The following is a 17,798-nucleotide window of genomic DNA, read 5'->3' on the forward strand; positions in this document are numbered from 1 at the left end:
CTTAATTTCAGCATTCCACTTTATGATATAATAGCTATGTTTTGGAAATCCTTAATACTATTAAAGATTTCACATGAAAATACGAAAGAATTAATAAAAAGGAGTTGCTCATTTTTGCTTACTAAGTTTAAGAGTTTGCCTAAAGCGGTATATGCAATTTTGGCGCTTTCTTTCCTGTTGCACGTTTTTTGTTTAGTAAAACAGCCAGGATTAGATGGAGAGTTAGTCAAAGTAACATATGGTGCAAATGATGCCTTTAACTATTCGTTAACAGCTGAACAACTATTAAAACATGGTGTATTTGGTTATGTGTATTTGGAACCTAGTGAAGTTCCAGGGAAAAATGCATATATCACACCAGGTCAGCCATTACTATTAGCTGGCGCTATGATTATTTCTGATATTACATCAATTCCTTACTATTACGTAGCAACTGTTATTAACATGATCATGAACCTATGCACAGTGCTATTAGTATTCTTAATAGGAAAAGAATTGTTCGAAAAAAACATTTACGGAATTGTTGCAAGTATTTTATATGCTATTTATCCAAGTAACTACACATACTTCCGTACATTGCTAACAGAAGTTCCATCCATATTCTTATTAGCGTTATGTGTATATGTATTTGTTCTCGCATGGAAATACAATAAAGTGAAATTCCATATATGGTTTGGAATTGTCGTTTCAATTTTACTTATGTTCCGTCCAAATCCAGCTCCAATGATGCTCATTCCTGTTCTTGTCGTGTTATTTACATATGGATTTAAAGACTCCATTCGAATCGGATTGTTATGGTTTATCGGACCTTTCTTTATTATTGGCGCATGGGTTGTTCGTAACTACTTAGCACTCAACCAATTTATTTTATTCTCAACCCAAGGTGCAGATCCACTAATTGCCGGTGCAGATCCATTTAATAAAATTGGATATGAAAATATAGTAAATGAAATGAGAGCTAAAGGCTTAGAGGACAAAGGTGCATACGCAAAAGAATTAATCAAGAACGGCTTTAAGACGGACTTCACTTATTGGTTCTCTTGGTTCACTGTCGGTAAAACAATTGAATTATTCAAAACAGCTCCTGCTGTAGACCAATACCGTATTCACAACTTTATGCAACTATGTCATAGAATGTTTATCATCGGTACATTCTTGAGCAGCTTCTGCTTCATGCTAAATTCATTTAAACATAAACGCGTTATGATGCTAGTAGCAAGTTCTATTATTTACATTATCTTCTCAAACTTATTCTTAGCAATTAATCGCTATGGATTTTTCATTAATCCTCTTATGTGCTTAATTCTTGCATACGGATTAATTCACATTGTGCAGAAGCTTCCATTCTTCCGCACTAACCAAGCATAATAAGAAAGAGGTCGTCCAACGGTGGACGACCTCTTTCTTATTACCCCACACTTTGCACACAGCCAATTTGTCCATTTTGTAATCGCACTTTAATTCCGTACGTATGTGTTTATGTATTTGTCAAAATATCTTTCACAACGCCACTCACTGTTTTACTTATAAATGTAAGTTTTTTACAACTATTACTATAACGAAAAGAACCTGCCACAAGACAGGTTCTTTTCGTTATTTTATGATAAAAGAGAAAATCATTAGCATGTGTATTATATAAAAGGAAGCAGCCATATTTTCCATACGATACATACGAGTACTATAATTACACAATCAAAAAAATCTAATCTCGGGCCTTTTTTCATATTCATATGTAGCCACATATGAAACCATTTTATTTTTGTATATTTATGGATGTTTTTCTTTGCAAATCGGTAAATAAGCATTTGCATGATAAGAAATCCGGCCACAAAAATAAATAATAAGATGAAAAATCCAATCACAAAATTCCTCCTATTTTTGTAGCGTTTTTTCTACTACCCGATTTTTCAAAACCCACTCTTCAAACTGGGCACTTCCAAATTCCCAGCTAAGATCACGAGCATATACAGAAAAAACGTAATGGCCAGCATATTCGTCCATAAATCTACCTGTCTCGATCTCATCTTTCTGAAGACCATATGCTCCAAAATTAAAATACACATCCCATACGTCTTCATTTTTCCTTTTATAAGCAATCGATTCCATATCACATTCTGTTCCAAAATAATCAAGATGTAAATGTACACTATCATCATATTCGTATTCCATTTTATCACCCCTTATATTTGTACTTCTTTATCACCCAAAAAATTCCTGCTATCTACACTCACATGTGGGCACTTACCTACATATCATGCTTGTAGAGTGACTTCTAGGAGGTGTCATATAGTGAAAAAATTAATAGCTGTTTTTTGTATTATGTTACTAGCTGTTTTCACATTTGCTGCTTGTAGTAATAAAAAAGAAGATACGAAAGAACAAACTCAAAATATTCGCATCGGCGAAGTTACCCATTCTCTCTTCTATGCCCCTTTATATGTCGGGATTGAAAAAGGATTTTTTAAAGATGAAGGGTTAAATATTGAACTCCAAACAACAGCCGGCGGAGATAAAACGATGACCGCACTATTATCTGGCGGCATTGATATTGCCCTCGTCGGTTCTGAAACGTCCATTTACGTTCATCAACAAGGTGCAAAAGACCCTATCATTAACTTTGCACAACTTACACAAACAGATGGAACATTTTTAGTTTCGCGCAAAAAATTAGACTCTTTTAATTGGAATGACGTAAAAGGTGTCACATTTTTAGGACAGCGTAAAGGTGGCATGCCGCAAATGGTTGGAGAATACGTTTTAAAGAAAAATGGCATTGATCCTCGCAAAGATACGAACTTAGTCCAAAACATCGAATTTGCTAACATTGCAAATGCCTTTGCATCTGGTACAGGAGAATTTGTTCAGCTCTTTGAACCGACTGCAAGCATATTCGAAAAAGAAGGTAAAGGATATATTGTTGCTTCGTTCGGAAATGAATCTGGTACTGTTCCGTATACAACGTTCATGGCAAAAGAAAGTTTCTTAAAGAAAGATAAAGCTGCTGCTGAAAAATTCACACGTGCTCTCTATAAAGCGCAGCAATGGGTTGATACTCATAGTCCAGAAGAGATTGCTGATGCCGTTTCTCCGTTATTTAAAGACACTTCAAAAGACATTACAGTAAAAGTAATCGAACGGTATAAAAAACAACACTCTTATGCAACAAATCCGCTATTAGATGCTGAAGAATGGAAACAGCTCCAAACGATAATGAAAGAAGCTGGCGAATTACAAAAAGAAGTTCCACATGAAGCGCTCGTCAATACAAAAATTGCCGAAAGCGTTATTAAGAAATAGAGGCGAAGTGTATGAGCTTTTTACAAATACGTAACGTTTCTCACTGCTTTTTCGCAAAAGAGAATGCCAAACTGATTCTCGAAGATATGAGTTTACAAGTGGAAGAAGGCGAATTCATTTCTATACTCGGTCCAAGTGGCTGCGGCAAAACGACACTTCTCTCCATTATTGCTGGGCTGCTTGATCCAATTGAAGGTATCGTCTTTTTAGATGGTGAGCCCATTACAACGAAAACTTCATCCATGGGATATATGTTGCAGCAAGATTACTTGTTCCCTTGGAAAACAATTGAAGAAAATATTATGCTTGGACTTCACACCCGAAAAACTTACAATGAACAGACGAAAGAACATACTTTACAACTTTTAAAGCAAGTCGGCCTACATGATGTAGAGGATCAATACCCTCGTGAACTGTCCGGCGGTATGCGTCAACGTGCCGCTCTCGTTCGAACTTTAGCGACCGATCCGAAAATTTTATTGCTAGATGAACCATTCTCGGCGCTCGATTATCAAACGAAATTGAAACTAGAAGATCTCGTTTTCAGCTTACTACGCAAATATAAGAAAACGTCACTACTCGTGACACATGATATTGAAGAAGCAATTGCGATGAGTGATCGTATTTATTTACTACAAGCAAACCCTGGAAAAATTGCAAAAACATTTATCGTCCCAGAAAGCATTCGCTCCTTATCACCGTTAGAATCACGTCACCACCATGACTTCCCATCCCTCTTCCAAGATATATGGAAGGAGTTGGAGCGCCTTGGATAACATAAAGCAACTACATGAACAGTTTCGGAAGAAAGAACGGAAACGTGCATGGTTAGCACGCTTACTACAGCTTTTACTACTCATTCTTTTCTTTGCACTATGGGAGATAGCTAGTAAAAAAGAGTGGATTGATCCTTTACTCTTTAGTTCTCCTTCAAGCATTTGGGATCTCTTCCTTAGTAAATGGATTGACGGTTCACTTTGGGTTCACATATGGACGACATTACTTGAAACAGGAGTAGGCTTCATTCTTGGAACAGTGCTCGGCGCTATTATCGCTACTTTCCTTTGGTGGATCCCACTTCTCGCCCGCGTACTCGATCCATATCTCGTCGTCCTAAACGCCATGCCCAAAGTGGCACTTGGTCCGATTATCATTGTAATCTTCGGTCCAAATATTTCTTCGTCAATTGCAATGGGAGTAATCATTTCCATCATCATTACCATTCTCGTTATTTACAGCGCATTTCAAGAAGTCGATTCTAACTATATAAAAGTGATGGACACATTTGGCGCAAATAAATGGCAATGTTATAAGCAAGTCGTTCTCCCTGCATCCTTCCCAGCAATTATTTCAACGTTAAAAGTGAACGTTGGATTATCGTGGGTCGGTGTTATATTCGGCGAACTTCTCGTCTCCAAACAAGGTCTTGGTTACTTAATTAGCTACGGATTCCAAGTATTTAATTTCACACTCGTCTTACTAAGCGTACTACTCACCTGCGTCCTCGCAACACTTATGTATGTGTTTGTTGAGGCATTTGAAAAACTTCTAATTGGAAAACGAAAAAGAAGCTGACTTAGGGTGATAGACTCTAGTCAGCTTCTTTCTTTACCTTTTATCACACATCTTTGTTTCATTTGTAACGTTGCCATTCGCAACTGTAACTGTATGGAAACAATCTTTCACACGTACTGTAACGACATTTTCTTTTCGATCTATTACATGATAATCATCATACTTTTTATTTAATGCACTACGAATTTGCTCCCCTTCAAAAATCGGAAAACCGTGAGACATTACCCAAATGAGACCAGCAACCGCAAGAATCGTTTTCATACGTTTCATTACCTCCTCGAGAGTAAACTTTTAGTCCCTACAATATGCGCATTATAATTGTGTCTAAATTGTGACATTTTTATACTAATTCTCTTTGAAAGCTTCAGTTCCTTCTTGTTTTTATAAAAATACAGAATTTTCAATTTTATCAACATAAAAAAACATACAGAACTAAAATTCTTTACGTTTTCTTAGCTAAAATATTTAACTCGCATTATTGTCCACTATGTTGTTCTATTGTTTTCGAAACATCATATAATCCCGATAACACTTCCGCTCTCATTTTGACAAGCTCAGGGAACTGATAGAAGAACGCAATTTTTTTATACTTTAACTCCGATCCTTCTTTCACCTTTTTTGAATCTTGTAAGATAAATGCTGTAAACGTATCTGCAATATCTTCCGCTACATTTGTCGTTCCATATTGTGATACAAACTCATCATGCTTTTCTCTAAAAAATTCAATTTGAGTTTCTTCGCTTTCTTCTACTTTCTTTTCTGTCCACTCCTGCTCAATTGGTTTCCAGAAAGAGTTATAAAATTGATTAATATAAGATTTTTCTTTCGCACATCCCTCTTGTAAGAAAAGAGTTTCACAATTATTTCTGTACTTTGAAATATCTTTATCTTCTTCAAAATCCTTTACATACTTTTCATCCACTGGTATTTGCTTATGTCCGAGCGTCAACACGTGAGCCGTCTCATGAATTAATGTTTTCATCACTTCATCGATATTTACCGCAGAATCAAGCGTATCTAAGCTAAGAACCCAATCTTTCGGATTCTCCATACTCGGCATAACGTGGGCAACAACACCGTCATAACCATCCGTTATTAAATCAAATTCTGTTATATTCCCGCGATATGTAGCTGGGATGAGAGTGCAGTACATATCCCATAAATCTTTATGATACCCTCTATCTTGACGTTGTTGTAGCAACTCTTCTTTCGCTTCTTTACCTTCAGCGAATACTTTATTTAAACGTTTCCGTTCTATTTTTTCAAAATAAGGATCTACAATTTCATCACCATCAATATAATAAGAAGCTAAAAAGAAATAATTTTCATCATCATCTTCTTTTTTCTGCTCTGCCTCTTTCATATCCGCACTCTCATGCTTTTCTATATGATAATCTTCTACTGCTTCAAGCTCAGATAATCCATCTATTTTTTCATATACTTTTTGAAGTTTCTTATCTCCTATTTCTACGCATTCTTCTTCTGTTTTACAAATTTCTTTTTCTTTCATACTCTTCATAGAACTATCGCACCCTGCCATTAAACCCATTGCGACGATAACTCCTACTAACTTACCATACAGTCTCTTCATACAATCCTCCATTATTCCATTCTACAAAAATATAATAATCATTTTTTAACGAATATGCGATAATTAATTATAAAAACTGTAAGGAGGTTTCTCATGATTCGAGCAGTCTTATTCGACTTAGATGGAACACTATTAGATCGGCGCCAATCTTTAGAACAATTTATTCATAATCAATATAATCGCTTTGCCTCTCACTTAATGAGCATAGGAAAATTAGAGTATTGTTCTCGCTTTCTCGAACTCGATAATAATGGCTATACGTGGAAAGATAAAGTATATGCTACTCTCCTTTACGAATACAACATTACTACTTTAACGCCAGAGCAACTGTTGCACGACTACATTACTAACTTTCAACATCATTGTATTCCTTTCCAAAACATGTACGAATTACTTCAGCGTTTAACACAACAAAATATTAAAATCGGCATTATAACAAACGGCTTTACTGACTTTCAGATGAACAACCTGCGCGCACTAAACATACATACGTATACAAATACAATTCTCGTTTCCGAAGCGGAAGGAATAAAAAAACCACATCCTGAGATTTTCGAACGAGCTTTAAAAAAGCTAGATGTTAGGACCACAGAATGTCTTTACGTTGGAGATCATCCAGAAAACGATGTGCTTAGTTCTGAACGAGTAGGGATTCTTGGTGTGTGGAAGAGGGATTCATTTTGGGGTGACTTTGAGCATCCACGTATAGTGAACGATTTGTTGGAGGTGCTTTCGTTTTTAGATGTAGACATACAAACAAGACAATAGTAAAAGGAGGTTTCGTTTCCCGAACACCTCCTCTTCCTTTATAATTCATATACTGTAAACTGCGGTTTACTCGGATGATCTTGAACTAGCGCATCATCTGGAAAATTTGAAACTTTTCGATATAAGGCAATGTCACCAATGCAACCTGCTGTTAGTAGAATTCCTAAAAATGAGAGTGGCTCCAGATTCATAGCTAATCCCAATACAATTGGAAAAATTCCAGTTGGTAAAAACGGTAGCATTAACACTTTCTTCATTTGTTTTACTGTAATTGCCTGTTTAGAATGTGCATATGCAACACCTAATTTCCAATTGACGCCCCATTTTAGTTCACTCCATGGCACGCCTCCGATATAACGAAATCCTATTAGATGTATCGCTTCATGAATACAAATGAGAACAAGCATTGTGATAATAAAAAGAAACATAGTTGGTAACGTAAATTCCAATTGAACCCCGCCTGAAAGAAATGCATGCAAAAAACTAATTCCAAATGCCAAAACAAATATTATAAGAAATGCATAGATATTTAATTTAACCATCGAAATAGTAACAGTCGTTTCTGCTCTTTTATCCATCTTCCCCCTCCTAAAATGTAAACATATATTTACATTTATTCTTACACACAAAAAAAGAAACCGGCCACTTTACTTCGTAAAACAGCCGATTTCTTCTATATGTTTCATCGTACGCGCCAATACATCGTCGCGCATTATAAAGCTAAATTTTCTATCCGTTTTAATGTTGTCAGGAATGTCTGTTAATAAAACAGACCCTTTCGTTTCTTCGTAATGCGTATGTTCTTCTACCGCACTAATTGTTGCAAAATAAATGTTTTTAATGATTATTTTGTCTTTTCCAGATACTTTATATTGTCCTAAGTAAGTTAAATCAGAAACTATGCCGCCGGTTTCTTCATGAACCTCTCGAACTGCCGCTTCTTCCGGTGTTTCCCCTAGTTCTACTTTACCACCTGGAAATTCAAGACCGCGACGTAAATGATGCGTTAATAACCATTGATCCCCGTACCGGCATACAACCCAAACATGCTTTGGCTCAGGAGAAAATGGATAACGTTCAAACGATAATTGTACAGTGTTGTGGTAATAATCTTTAAATTTGTACATGCCATTACTCCCCTATTGATGGTTACAAGTTTTTCCTACCACAAATTGTAGCATATTCTCGCTTTTCTGCATAATATTATCCAATTATAACCCATTGATTATTCCCATTTGCGCGACTAATTCTTTCGTCTCATGATTTCCTAAATCGTAAATTATTTTATATGCTTTTTGTAGTTGTTCATCATATCGGTCATTATTTGAATCGTGATGATACTCAACAAATGGAACGTGAGAACGTACAAATGAACCTAAATCCTCTACATATGCTTGATCAAAGTACTCTCTTAACTCCGTAATTTCCTCATCACTTGCGGAAATCTCAAAATTATACGTATCCGCCGTCTTCACTTGTGAAATTTGACCGTTTCCTATTGATATATAATATGTTTTTTTCTGCTCCATGTAACACCCTTCTTTCATCCTTTTATTTTCTATTGTTTTCATCAATTACAAAATTATGTAAAATAAAGAAAAGGAGGGGTTTTATGTTCAAAATATTAATTATCGGTATTATCATCGTACTCTCCATCATGACAATTAATAAAGGCTATGCTTATAAACATTCCGTCGATAAACTAGAAGATAATCCTTATACAAAAAAGAATAAGGAGGATTCATAGTATGCTTCGTATACTCCGCATCACAATCGCACTCACTGTGATCGTTATGTCGGCAGTTGGATTATATACAGGTCAAAATAATTTTCTACCACTTTCACAATTTCTATTAGGAGCTTTCATGTTTCTCATCGCATTTGAACAAATAAAGAAAAAGGAGTCAGCAACTGGACTTATTTGTATTATTGCCGGTGCTTTCATTTGGATTGTTCTCATCATTACCTACATAAAATAGAGGAGGTCTTTTATGCTAAAAGGGGTACGGATTACTTTATCACTTATTGCCTTATCTATAGCAATTTATGGATTTTTTAATGGTAGTAGAGAAATAATGCCTTATATGTTCATCTTTTTAGGAGTCATGGCCCTCACCATAAGTTTAGAGGAAATATTAAAACGGCAAACTATTTCTTTCTACTAAGGGGGATTCCATGTTAAAAAAACAGTCGAATTATAATCGCCACTATCGCTCTTTCTCTCGCCCTATTTAGCTTCTTTGCAAACTTCACTATTCTTTTCCCTTACGTGTTTATCCTTTTAAGTATTATGTGTATCCTTTTTGGAATCGATGAAAATAAAGCCGCAGCAAAAAACGAAAGCATTTGTTTATTTTCTCTGTTCTGCCTTTGTTTTATATGTTGGAGTATCTAATATATTTTCATAAAAAAGAAGAGTATGGTCGCTCTTAGCACAATAAAAAAACTGCCCTTTAACAGGCAGTTTTCCTTTTTATCCAAACACTTTCTCAAGTTCATCTTTATCTTGGCTTAACCAGAAGTTCATTAAGCGTTTTGCCCCTTCTAAGTCGTGAAGCTTCGCTTGACCACACTGCGTTTCATTGGCAGCTGGAATTTCTGTAATTTGAACCGCATCTTTTAATGTTAGTTCTAATAAATCGATGATTTCTCGAACTGTCGGTGTTCCACTTACTACAAGATAATATCCTGTTTGGCAGCCCATTGGTGAAATATCGATAATATCAAAATGCGGATAACGATCAATATATTTACGTAAATTAAATGCTAATAAATGTTCTAACGTATGAATAACATCTGGTTTCATTGCTTGTTTATTCGGTTGGCAAAAACGAATATCAAATTTATTTACAATACCGTCACTACCTACATTGTGAACTCCGCAATGTCTTACATAAGGCGCCTTTACAATCGTATGATCTAATTCAAAGCTTTCTACTGATGGCATACAACATCTCTCCCGCTTTTAATTTAATTCCGTTATATCCAATATGATATAACGGAAAAGCACATTAGTAAAGTATTATGTACAGTCGTGCTATAATACTTTAAGAATATGCTGAAAAGGAGACCGTTATGAAACAGATTTTTATTGGGATTATACGCTTTTATCAAAAGTTCATATCTCCGATGACACCACCAACTTGTCGCTTTTATCCAACTTGCTCTCATTATGGATTAGAAGCGTTTCAAAAACATGGTGCCCTGAAAGGGTTTTGGCTTACTTGTAAGCGTATATTAAAATGTCACCCTTTCCACCCAGGAGGATTTGATCCTGTCCCAGATAAAAAGGATGACAAAGTAAATTCTTAATTGTCGTAACCATTCACAACTAAATCTAATTTTCCTGTATCAGGATCGATAACAAGACCATGAACAGGTACTTCTTCTGGAAGTAATGGGTGGTTGCGAAGTACTGATACGCTATGTTCTACACTTTCTTCCACACTAGAGAAACCGCGCAAGAATTGTTCTAAATCGATTCCAGAATAACGAAGCATATCTAATTTCTCTTCTGTTACACCGCGCTCTTTCATTTTCTCAATTGTACTGCTTGCTTGAATTTTTGCCATACCGCAATCATGGTGACCAACTACACATACTTCATCAGCGCCAAGTTCATATACAGCAACTAAAATACTACGCATAATACTTCCAAACGGATGTGAAATAACAGCACCTGCTACTTTAATAATTTTCACATCGCCGTTACGCATATTCATCGCTTTCGGCAATAGTTCAACAAGTCTTGTATCCATACAAGAAATAATTACCATCTTTTTGTTTGGAAATTTCCCCGTTACAAACTCTTCATACTTTTTCTCTTCAACAAATTTCTCATTGTACTGCAAAATCTCTTCTAATGACTTCATAGTAAGGAACCCTCTTTTCTCTCGTTTACACTGCATAAATAGTGTACCAAAATATGAAAAACTCAAAAAGGATATCGCTTTATATTAAAAATAGGATATTTTCAGATAATCGACATAATTCTTTCAAAATATACACACAGCTTTGTAACAAGTCCTCTCCATTTAAAACGTATTTTCACTATAAACTAATTGTAGATAATGCAAAAAAGGAGTGAATATTTATTATGTCCGACGTTCTGTTACTGAGTCGTTTTCAATTTGCAATTACTATTTTTTATCACTTTTTATTTGTACCTTTGACAATCGGACTTGTTATTTTAGTGGCATGTATGGAAACGCAATACGCCCGCACATTGAATCCAACATATCGCAAAATGGCAAACTTCTGGGGTAAATTATTTACAATTAACTTCGTCATGGGGATTATAACCGGGATTACGATGGAATTCCAATTTGGAACAAACTGGTCTGAGTACTCCAAATATATGGGAGATATTTTCGGATCCCCTCTCGCAATCGAAGCACTCGTTGCCTTCTTCTTAGAATCTACTTTCATGGGAATATGGTTATTCGGTAAAGACAAAATTTCACCAAAGTTCCGTGCTTTCTGTATGTGGATGGTTGCACTTGGAACAAATATTTCCGCACTTTGGATTATTACAGCAAACGGCTTTATGCAAAATCCGGTTGGCTACGTCGTACGTAACGGTCGCGCTGAATTAAATGATTTCTGGGCACTCGTTACGAATCCATATGCTTGGAATATGTTCTTCCATACTGTAGTTGGTTGTTATATCGTTGGCGCTTTCTTCGTTATGGCAATTAGTGCCTATCATTTATTACGCAAAAATGAAGTGGAATTCTTCAAAAAATCATTTAAGTTTGGTTTAATGCTAGGCTTATTCGCCGCAACAATTACACCGTTTATGGGACATCAATCTGGTGTATCAGCAGCTAAATATCAACCAGCTAAAGGAGCTGCGATGGAAGCTGTTTGGGAAACTGGAAAAGGACAAGGCTTCTCGATTGTTCAAATTCCTGATGTGAAAAACGAAAAGAACTTTGAGTTCCTTACGATTCCGAAACTAGGAAGTTTCTTCTATACAAATTCATTTGATGGCGAAATTGTTGGTTTAAAAGATATCCCGAAAGAAGATCGTCCAAACGTTAACCTCGTGTACTATAGCTTCCGCTTAATGGTTGCACTTGGTATGTTCTTTATGGCATTAACTTGGTATGGCTTCTATTTAAACCGAAAAGGAAAACTAGAAAGCTCAAAACGTTATTTAAAAGTTACAATATGGTCTGTTTTACTACCATATATCGCAATTAACGCTGGTTGGATTGTTGCCGAAGTAGGTCGTCAACCATGGACAGTTTATAAACTAATGCGTACAGCAGAATCTGTATCACCTATATCTGTTCCGCAGATTTGGTTCTCTTTAATTAGTTTAATATTGTTTTATACTCTACTCTTAATTGCAGACGTATATTTAATGCTGAAGTTCGCGAAAAAAGGACCTGCTGCATTAGAAGAGCCTGCTACTGAAGGAGGTACAGCACATGTCTCATGATATGCTCGCAATTATCTGGTTCGGTTTATGGGGCGTGATTTGGACAGTTTACTTCATTCTTGATGGGTATGCACTTGGTAACGGAATGATTTTTCCTTTCGTTACGAAAGATCGACAAGAACGAAATCAATTACAAGAAGCAATTGGCCCGTTCTGGGGTGGTAACGAAGTGTGGTTAATTACAGCTGGTGGTGCAACATTTGCTGCCTTCCCAGTCACCTATGCAAATATGTTTAGTTATTTATATACACCGTTATTCTTAGTATTACTTGCACTATTTGCTCGTGCTGCTGGACTTGAATTCATGCATAAAGACGATTCACCAATTTGGCAAAAAACTTGTAAATGGGCATTTGCAATTGGTAGTTTCCTAATCGCTTTCTTATTCGGTGTTACGTTCGCTAACCTTTATTACGGACTACAAATCGGAAAAAATGGCTATGAAGGAAATTTACTTAGCTTACTAAATCATTACGGCATTTTAGGAGGGTTGTTCTTCACTGCTATATTCGTCGTATCTGGTGCCCTTTGGGTTATGATTAAAACGACTGGTGAAGTATCCGACCGTGCTTATAAAATCGCAAGACCATTTTCAATGGTAGCTGCTATCATTTTAGCTATTTTCTATGTAGCAACTTCCAATCGTACTAATTTATTCCAAAACTTTACAGAATATCCGGTACTATTCATTCTTCCAGTACTTGCAATGTTAATGAGTGTACTCGCACTTATTATGGTGTACAAACATAAAATCGGCCTTGCATTCACATTCGTTTGCTTAACAATCGCAATGTTTATGACAACTGGCTTTGCGGGCATGTTCCCAAGAATGTTACCATCTCGTATTAATGATGCTTATAGTACAACGTTATACAACGCAGCTGGTAGTCAATTAAACTTAAAAATTATGTTCTTCGTTGCAATGGTTATGGTACCAATTGTTATTGGATATCAACTTTGGAGCTACAGTATCTTTAAAAATAAAATTCATAAAGACTCTGCTAAAGGGTATCACTAAAATGAAAAAAGACACTTCGGTTGAAGTGTCTTTTTTTACGTATGATTTTCGATAGGATGTTATATTTCTAATCTAACAACTACAATACAGAAGAATCATTAACAGCTCACAGCTAAATTGTAGCACAGGGCAAGTTCATCATTTTATGCAATTTTACATATTTCTTTATAAAGTAAATTGTATTCCCTGATCATTCACATCGCTATCCCCTACATCTGCTGTACTAACGCCATTAAATGTCTGTACTTTTATTGCTGTATTCGATGACCCCGATCCATTATAAGCTTTCGTTTTTTCAATCGGCTGCACGTTATATTTGTCTCCTAAATTAATCGTCCCGTTACAGTTTTCAATAATAACACCTTCCACAATTGACGGCATTTTGTCACCTACTTTCATTTCATTACTTTTAGTTTATGAGAATCGCCTACAAAAATAGCATGTTTCCATAAGAAAAAGCACTCAGCCTGAGTGCTTTTTCTTATTTACCTTTTTTGTTTTTCTCACAAGCAATTCCATCGCCATCACGATCTAAATGCTTACCATAATACGGGCTGTCTCTTGTAATATCATAATATCCAGCATCATTTGCTTCTTTACAGTTAGCAAAGCGTTTCGGATCAGGTTTTACTTCTGGTTTCGGTTGTGGTTGTTTTGCTCCTGGTCTTTCTTCAAATGGTAACGTTGCATTATATAAGAACTGAACGTATTGCTCACGACTTACATGCATTTTAGGTGCGAATGTACCATCACCAGTTCCAGCCGTAATATAATTTGATTTAATTGCAGTAATCGCAGGATTCGCCCATCCATTTCTATCTACATCCGGGAAATTATGATCCCCTCTTATTTGCAATTGGAATCCCCTTGTCAAAATTTGTGCCATTTCTTCACGAGTTAACGAATCTTTCGGTCTAAATTTCCCTGTGTTATCACCAACGAATATACCCATCTCTGTTAAAGCAAGAATCTCTTTTTTAAACATAGTTGAACGGTCCGTAACATCTTTATACGGATTGTTATACTGTTCTTTTACAGTCGGTTTTAAATGACGGAACATAAGAGCTGCAACTTGCTCACGCGTTACATCATCACCAAATCCAAAAATCCCATTTCCGTATCCAGAAACAACGTTTTTATTTGCTAAATCCATGATCGCTTTATAAGACCAATGATTGTTTGGAACATCTTTAAAACTTGCGCTTGCCTCCGCTGTTCCAATTGAAGTAAATGCTGTAGTTGCAACAAGTGCACCTGTTAACATTAGTTTTTTAAATCCCATACTTAAATCTCCTTCTCTTTCCACAATAATCATTTAATAATATAACATATTATATAAATATAATTTGTCATATTCTGTCGAACACAAAAAAGAATCCAGCAGGATTCTTTTTTGCTAAGCATGAATGGCAATTTTGGAGACAGTTGACTTCTTCAAAAATTTATTAGGGGTAATATTTTGAAAAAGAAAGCCTTTCATATGTAGGTTAACACCACTGGAATATATAGTAAATTGATAATGTTTATACGGAAGATTGCTAATGTTTAGTATAGATAGTTTCCACTATGCAAACAGTAAAAACATTCTATACTAAACAAAAAAAGGTGCCTTCAAAGAAGACACTTTTATAAACAGACACTATAAAACAGAATTATTTATTGTTATACGATTGTTAGATACAAAAAGTAGAGGGAAATGTTTGTATTAAATTCTGCTTTATAAAGTATGTCTACCACTTATATTTTAATCCTCTTCACTTGAAAATAAATATAATATGCATAATTACATACCGAAAAGAAAAGACACTCCATAGAGTGCCTCTTCAACCATTTTACTTTTAATATATCGCTTTACATACATTGTAACATATACATCTATATATTTTATTGAGAAAATTCTAAATCATTTTTTCTTTCATTTTCAATTATAAAATCATGTAATATAAATGGTATGTCAAATTATTATACAAATTGAGGTGTACTATATTTATGTATTTTGGAATTATTCCCCTTATATTGTTTATTATTTTTCTTATCTCTTATTTAAAGGATCCACGAAAAATAATAAACGGCTTTTTATTTAATGCCTTTTTCTGTTCTTTTTTATTATTTTGTGCTTTAGCTTCATACGAGTCTGGTAGTGACTCTTTACATTTTATCGTTATTCTACCTATGTTAGCACTACTTGTAATGATACCTTTTGGCATCGTTGCTTTAATGTTTGGGCTATTTCTTAATGCAAAGATTTTAATGCAACGTGAAGGAAGACGTTTTACAAACTCTTTAACTTTAATTGCAGCCTTAGGAATTTTATTATCTATATTACTCTTTATCGTAAATCCAAGCAGCTTATTTTCACCGCATTTGCAACCTATTTTTGCTGGAATTTCTCTTATAACCTTATATTTCTTTATACACTTATCTAACTTCTTAAGCGCTTATTTTCTATATCAATTCAACAGACCAAGGCGTAATCAAGATTTCATCATCGTTCTTGGTAGCGGCTTAATTAATGATAAAGTACCGCCGTTACTTGCAAGTCGTATTAATAAAGCGATCGATTTTTATTGGAAACAAGCGGCTGTAAATACCCCACCAACAATTATTTTCTCTGGCGGACAAGGTCCAGATGAAGGCCTTCCAGAGGCAGAAGCGATGCAAAAATATGCTGTTGAAAAAGGGATTCCACTTGAACATACCGTGCAAGAAAATCGCTCTGTAAACACATATCAAAATATGTCTTTCTCTAAAGAAATTATGGATTCTTTAAAGCCTGAAGGTAAATATAGAAGTATTTTTACAACGAACAATTTCCACCTTTTCCGCGCTGGTATATATGCAAGACAAGCAGGTCTTAATAGCCAAGGAATCGGATCAAAAACTGCATTTTATTACTGGCCTAATGCAATGATTCGTGAATACGTCGCAATTGTTGTGATGGGACGCAAACGTCATATGAAAGTTTGCGGAGTTATTTTAGGATTCTCTTTATTCCTATCCGTGCTTAGTTTTATCATTTCTTAATAGTCTCCCATCCTTTGAAAAGATGGGATTTCTTATACTCATTTCAAAAATATTTTAAAGATAATATGGTCATAATATCCCCTGCATACATCCATTAAAGGAGAAATTTTTCAATTTAAATGTTAAAATGGAATTTAGGTGTGAATGACGTAATAAATAAGAAACTAGTTTGAAACGAGGAAATTACATGGAGAAAATTATCAAAAACAAGCCCAATAAGCTAAAAATCGCTTCTAAAGCTTTGATGATTATTATCGGGGCATTTATCACAGCGTACGGATTAGAAGCAGTATTAATTCCAAATAACGTATCAGACGGTGGTGTGACTGGTTTAAGTATCGTTAGTTCAAGATTATTTGGATTGCCATTAGGAGCTCTAATCGCAGTTATTAACATTCCTTTCGTTTGGTTAGGATATAAACAAATCGGTAAAAGCTTTGCTATTTATTCCATTATCGGGATTGCTTCATTAGCAGTAGGTACTGTTGTTATGCACGGAATACCAGCTATTATTGAAGGCGATACACTACTTGTTACAGTTGTTGGTGGCATTATCATCGGTTTCGGTATGGGACTAGCATTACGTAACGGCGGCGCATTAGATGGAATCGATATGCTAGCTGTATTGCTTTCTCGTAAGTTACCTTTTGGAACAAGTGACCTTATCTTATTCTTAAACATGTTCGTATTTATTTTCGTATCAACAGTATTCGGTCTTCAAGGAGCTATCCTTTCGGCAATTGCTTATTTTATTGCTTCGAAAGTGATTCATATCGTTGAAGTTGGTTTAAGTGGTTCGAAAGCATTTAAAATCATTACGAAAGAGCCTGAATTAATGGTAGAAACCATTCGCGATCGTTTAGGCCGAAGTGCAACATATAACGAAGTATACGGTGGTTATTCAAGAGAGAAATTCAAAGAAATTTCTTGTGTAATTAACCGTTTAGAAGAAAGTAAAATGAAAGAACTTATTAATGAAATCGATCCACACGCCTTTATTACAGTTTATGACGTAGCAGAAGTAAAAGGCGGTAACTTTAAGAAACGTGATATTCATTAATCATTATGAATCAAGAGGG

The 17,798-nt window shown here is 35.3% G+C and carries 24 protein-coding genes and 2 pseudogenes; 14 read left to right on the plus strand and 12 right to left on the minus strand.

Annotated features, from left to right (window positions below; translation table 11 throughout):
- Positions 1–114 precede the first annotated feature (114 nt).
- On the plus strand, positions 115–1,368 hold the full coding sequence (locus AAG068_RS23920) for a glycosyltransferase family 39 protein (protein ID WP_342716066.1): 1,254 nt from the start codon (positions 115–117) through the stop codon (positions 1,366–1,368).
- Positions 1,369–1,408: 40 nt separating this feature from the next.
- Here AAG068_RS23920 and AAG068_RS23925 read toward each other — a convergent pair.
- The 3 genes and pseudogenes from AAG068_RS23925 to AAG068_RS23935 form a co-directional block, all read right to left on the minus strand.
- A pseudogene (locus tag AAG068_RS23925) lies at positions 1,409–1,525 on the minus strand (DUF2196 domain-containing protein); the annotation flags it as partial.
- Between the two features lie 106 nt (positions 1,526–1,631).
- Complete coding sequence (locus AAG068_RS23930) at positions 1,632–1,862, minus strand: hypothetical protein (RefSeq protein ID WP_342716067.1); 231 nt, start codon at positions 1,860–1,862, stop codon at positions 1,632–1,634.
- Positions 1,863–1,872: 10 nt separating this feature from the next.
- A complete protein-coding gene (locus tag AAG068_RS23935) occupies positions 1,873–2,169 on the minus strand; it encodes a DUF3986 family protein (protein WP_342716068.1) in 297 nt (98 codons plus the stop codon).
- Between the two features lie 120 nt (positions 2,170–2,289).
- Between AAG068_RS23935 and AAG068_RS23940 the strand changes: the two genes are divergently transcribed.
- Genes AAG068_RS23940 through AAG068_RS23950 form a run of 3 tightly spaced genes read left to right on the plus strand, consistent with a single transcriptional unit; the run spans position 2,290 to position 4,872 of the window.
- A complete protein-coding gene (locus tag AAG068_RS23940) occupies positions 2,290–3,297 on the plus strand; it encodes an ABC transporter substrate-binding protein (protein WP_342716069.1) in 1,008 nt (335 codons plus the stop codon).
- Positions 3,298–3,308: 11 nt separating this feature from the next.
- Positions 3,309–4,073: an ABC transporter ATP-binding protein gene (locus tag AAG068_RS23945; protein ID WP_342716070.1), complete on the plus strand. Its 765-nt coding sequence runs from the start codon at positions 3,309–3,311 to the stop codon at positions 4,071–4,073.
- Positions 4,066–4,872 carry an ABC transporter permease gene (locus AAG068_RS23950; RefSeq protein ID WP_342716071.1) on the plus strand — a complete coding sequence of 269 codons (807 nt, stop codon included), beginning with the start codon at positions 4,066–4,068 and terminating at the stop codon, positions 4,870–4,872. Before AAG068_RS23945 ends, AAG068_RS23950 begins: the two co-directional genes overlap by 8 nt.
- A 33-nt stretch (positions 4,873–4,905) precedes the next feature.
- Here the strand turns inward: AAG068_RS23950 and AAG068_RS23955 are convergent, their stop codons facing one another.
- Together AAG068_RS23955 and AAG068_RS23960 are read right to left on the minus strand one after the other, a co-directional pair.
- A complete protein-coding gene (locus tag AAG068_RS23955) occupies positions 4,906–5,133 on the minus strand; it encodes a hypothetical protein (protein ID WP_000849119.1) in 228 nt (75 codons plus the stop codon).
- A gap of 214 nt (positions 5,134–5,347) precedes the next feature.
- Positions 5,348–6,463 carry a recombinase family protein gene (locus AAG068_RS23960; RefSeq protein WP_342716072.1) on the minus strand — a complete coding sequence of 372 codons (1,116 nt, stop codon included), beginning with the start codon at positions 6,461–6,463 and terminating at the stop codon, positions 5,348–5,350.
- Between the two features lie 93 nt (positions 6,464–6,556).
- Here AAG068_RS23960 and AAG068_RS23965 point away from each other — a divergent pair, with 93 nt between their 5' ends.
- Positions 6,557–7,231, plus strand: coding sequence for an HAD family hydrolase (locus AAG068_RS23965; RefSeq protein ID WP_342716073.1), 675 nt, complete (start codon positions 6,557–6,559; stop codon positions 7,229–7,231).
- 38 nt (positions 7,232–7,269) lie between these two features.
- Here the strand turns inward: AAG068_RS23965 and AAG068_RS23970 are convergent, their stop codons facing one another.
- The 3 genes from AAG068_RS23970 to AAG068_RS23980 form a co-directional block, all read right to left on the minus strand.
- Positions 7,270–7,809: a DUF3267 domain-containing protein gene (locus AAG068_RS23970; RefSeq protein WP_342716074.1), complete on the minus strand. Its 540-nt coding sequence runs from the start codon at positions 7,807–7,809 to the stop codon at positions 7,270–7,272.
- A gap of 69 nt (positions 7,810–7,878) precedes the next feature.
- Positions 7,879–8,358, minus strand: coding sequence for an antimutator 8-oxo-(dGTP/GTP)ase (gene mutTA / locus AAG068_RS23975; protein ID WP_000276386.1), 480 nt, complete (start codon positions 8,356–8,358; stop codon positions 7,879–7,881).
- 84 nt (positions 8,359–8,442) lie between these two features.
- A complete protein-coding gene (locus tag AAG068_RS23980; protein ID WP_342716075.1) occupies positions 8,443–8,760 on the minus strand; it encodes a hydrolase in 318 nt (105 codons plus the stop codon).
- An 83-nt stretch (positions 8,761–8,843) separates the two neighbouring features.
- Here AAG068_RS23980 and ytzI point away from each other — a divergent pair, with 83 nt between their 5' ends.
- The 4 genes and pseudogenes from ytzI to AAG068_RS24000 all read left to right on the plus strand — a co-directional run bounded on the left by ytzI (position 8,844) and on the right by AAG068_RS24000 (position 9,639).
- Positions 8,844–8,978, plus strand: a complete 135-nt coding sequence (gene ytzI / locus AAG068_RS23985; RefSeq protein ID WP_342716076.1) for a YtzI protein — start codon at positions 8,844–8,846, stop codon at positions 8,976–8,978.
- Between the two features lies 1 nt (position 8,979).
- A complete protein-coding gene (locus AAG068_RS23990) occupies positions 8,980–9,210 on the plus strand; it encodes a DUF3953 domain-containing protein (protein ID WP_342716077.1) in 231 nt (76 codons plus the stop codon).
- 12 nt (positions 9,211–9,222) lie between these two features.
- Entirely contained in the window at positions 9,223–9,396 is a 174-nt protein-coding gene (locus AAG068_RS23995) for a DUF3953 domain-containing protein (protein ID WP_342716078.1), read from the plus strand.
- 29 nt (positions 9,397–9,425) lie between these two features.
- A pseudogene (locus AAG068_RS24000) lies at positions 9,426–9,639 on the plus strand (YczI family protein).
- Between the two features lie 65 nt (positions 9,640–9,704).
- Here the strand turns inward: AAG068_RS24000 and luxS are convergent.
- On the minus strand, positions 9,705–10,178 hold the full coding sequence (gene luxS / locus AAG068_RS24005) for an S-ribosylhomocysteine lyase LuxS (RefSeq protein WP_001141369.1): 474 nt from the start codon (positions 10,176–10,178) through the stop codon (positions 9,705–9,707).
- Positions 10,179–10,306: 128 nt separating this feature from the next.
- Here luxS and yidD point away from each other — a divergent pair, with 128 nt between their 5' ends.
- A complete protein-coding gene (yidD, locus tag AAG068_RS24010) occupies positions 10,307–10,543 on the plus strand; it encodes a membrane protein insertion efficiency factor YidD (protein WP_000809334.1) in 237 nt (78 codons plus the stop codon).
- On the opposite strand, the gene AAG068_RS24015 is transcribed toward yidD, so the two are convergent.
- A complete protein-coding gene (locus AAG068_RS24015; protein WP_342716082.1) occupies positions 10,540–11,103 on the minus strand; it encodes a beta-class carbonic anhydrase in 564 nt (187 codons plus the stop codon). The two genes, yidD and AAG068_RS24015, sit on opposite strands and share 4 nt — an antisense overlap.
- A 224-nt stretch (positions 11,104–11,327) precedes the next feature.
- Here AAG068_RS24015 and cydA point away from each other — a divergent pair, with 224 nt between their 5' ends.
- Positions 11,328–12,677 carry a cytochrome ubiquinol oxidase subunit I gene (gene cydA, locus AAG068_RS24020; RefSeq protein ID WP_342716083.1) on the plus strand — a complete coding sequence of 450 codons (1,350 nt, stop codon included), beginning with the start codon at positions 11,328–11,330 and terminating at the stop codon, positions 12,675–12,677.
- The gene (gene cydB / locus AAG068_RS24025) at positions 12,667–13,695 is read left to right on the plus strand and encodes a cytochrome d ubiquinol oxidase subunit II (protein ID WP_342716084.1); all 1,029 of its coding nucleotides are present in this window, start codon (positions 12,667–12,669) and stop codon (positions 13,693–13,695) included. The genes cydA and cydB overlap by 11 nt, the downstream gene beginning before the upstream one ends.
- A gap of 165 nt (positions 13,696–13,860) precedes the next feature.
- On the opposite strand, the gene AAG068_RS24030 is transcribed toward cydB, so the two are convergent.
- Positions 13,861–14,094 carry a spore germination protein gene (locus tag AAG068_RS24030; RefSeq protein ID WP_342716085.1) on the minus strand — a complete coding sequence of 78 codons (234 nt, stop codon included), beginning with the start codon at positions 14,092–14,094 and terminating at the stop codon, positions 13,861–13,863.
- Between the two features lie 82 nt (positions 14,095–14,176).
- Positions 14,177–14,977 (minus strand): S-layer homology domain-containing protein, encoded by an 801-nt coding sequence (locus AAG068_RS24035; RefSeq protein ID WP_342716086.1) that lies wholly within the window; start codon positions 14,975–14,977, stop codon positions 14,177–14,179.
- A gap of 707 nt (positions 14,978–15,684) precedes the next feature.
- Here AAG068_RS24035 and AAG068_RS24040 point away from each other — a divergent pair.
- Together AAG068_RS24040 and AAG068_RS24045 are read left to right on the plus strand one after the other, a co-directional pair.
- Positions 15,685–16,719, plus strand: coding sequence for a YdcF family protein (locus AAG068_RS24040; protein WP_342716087.1), 1,035 nt, complete (start codon positions 15,685–15,687; stop codon positions 16,717–16,719).
- 187 nt (positions 16,720–16,906) lie between these two features.
- Positions 16,907–17,779 carry a YitT family protein gene (locus AAG068_RS24045; RefSeq protein WP_000411244.1) on the plus strand — a complete coding sequence of 291 codons (873 nt, stop codon included), beginning with the start codon at positions 16,907–16,909 and terminating at the stop codon, positions 17,777–17,779.
- Positions 17,780–17,798: the final 19 nt, after the last annotated feature.

Origin of the sequence: Bacillus paramycoides (genome assembly GCF_038971285.1) — a bacterium.
Lineage (GTDB): Bacteria > Bacillota > Bacilli > Bacillales > Bacillaceae_G > Bacillus_A.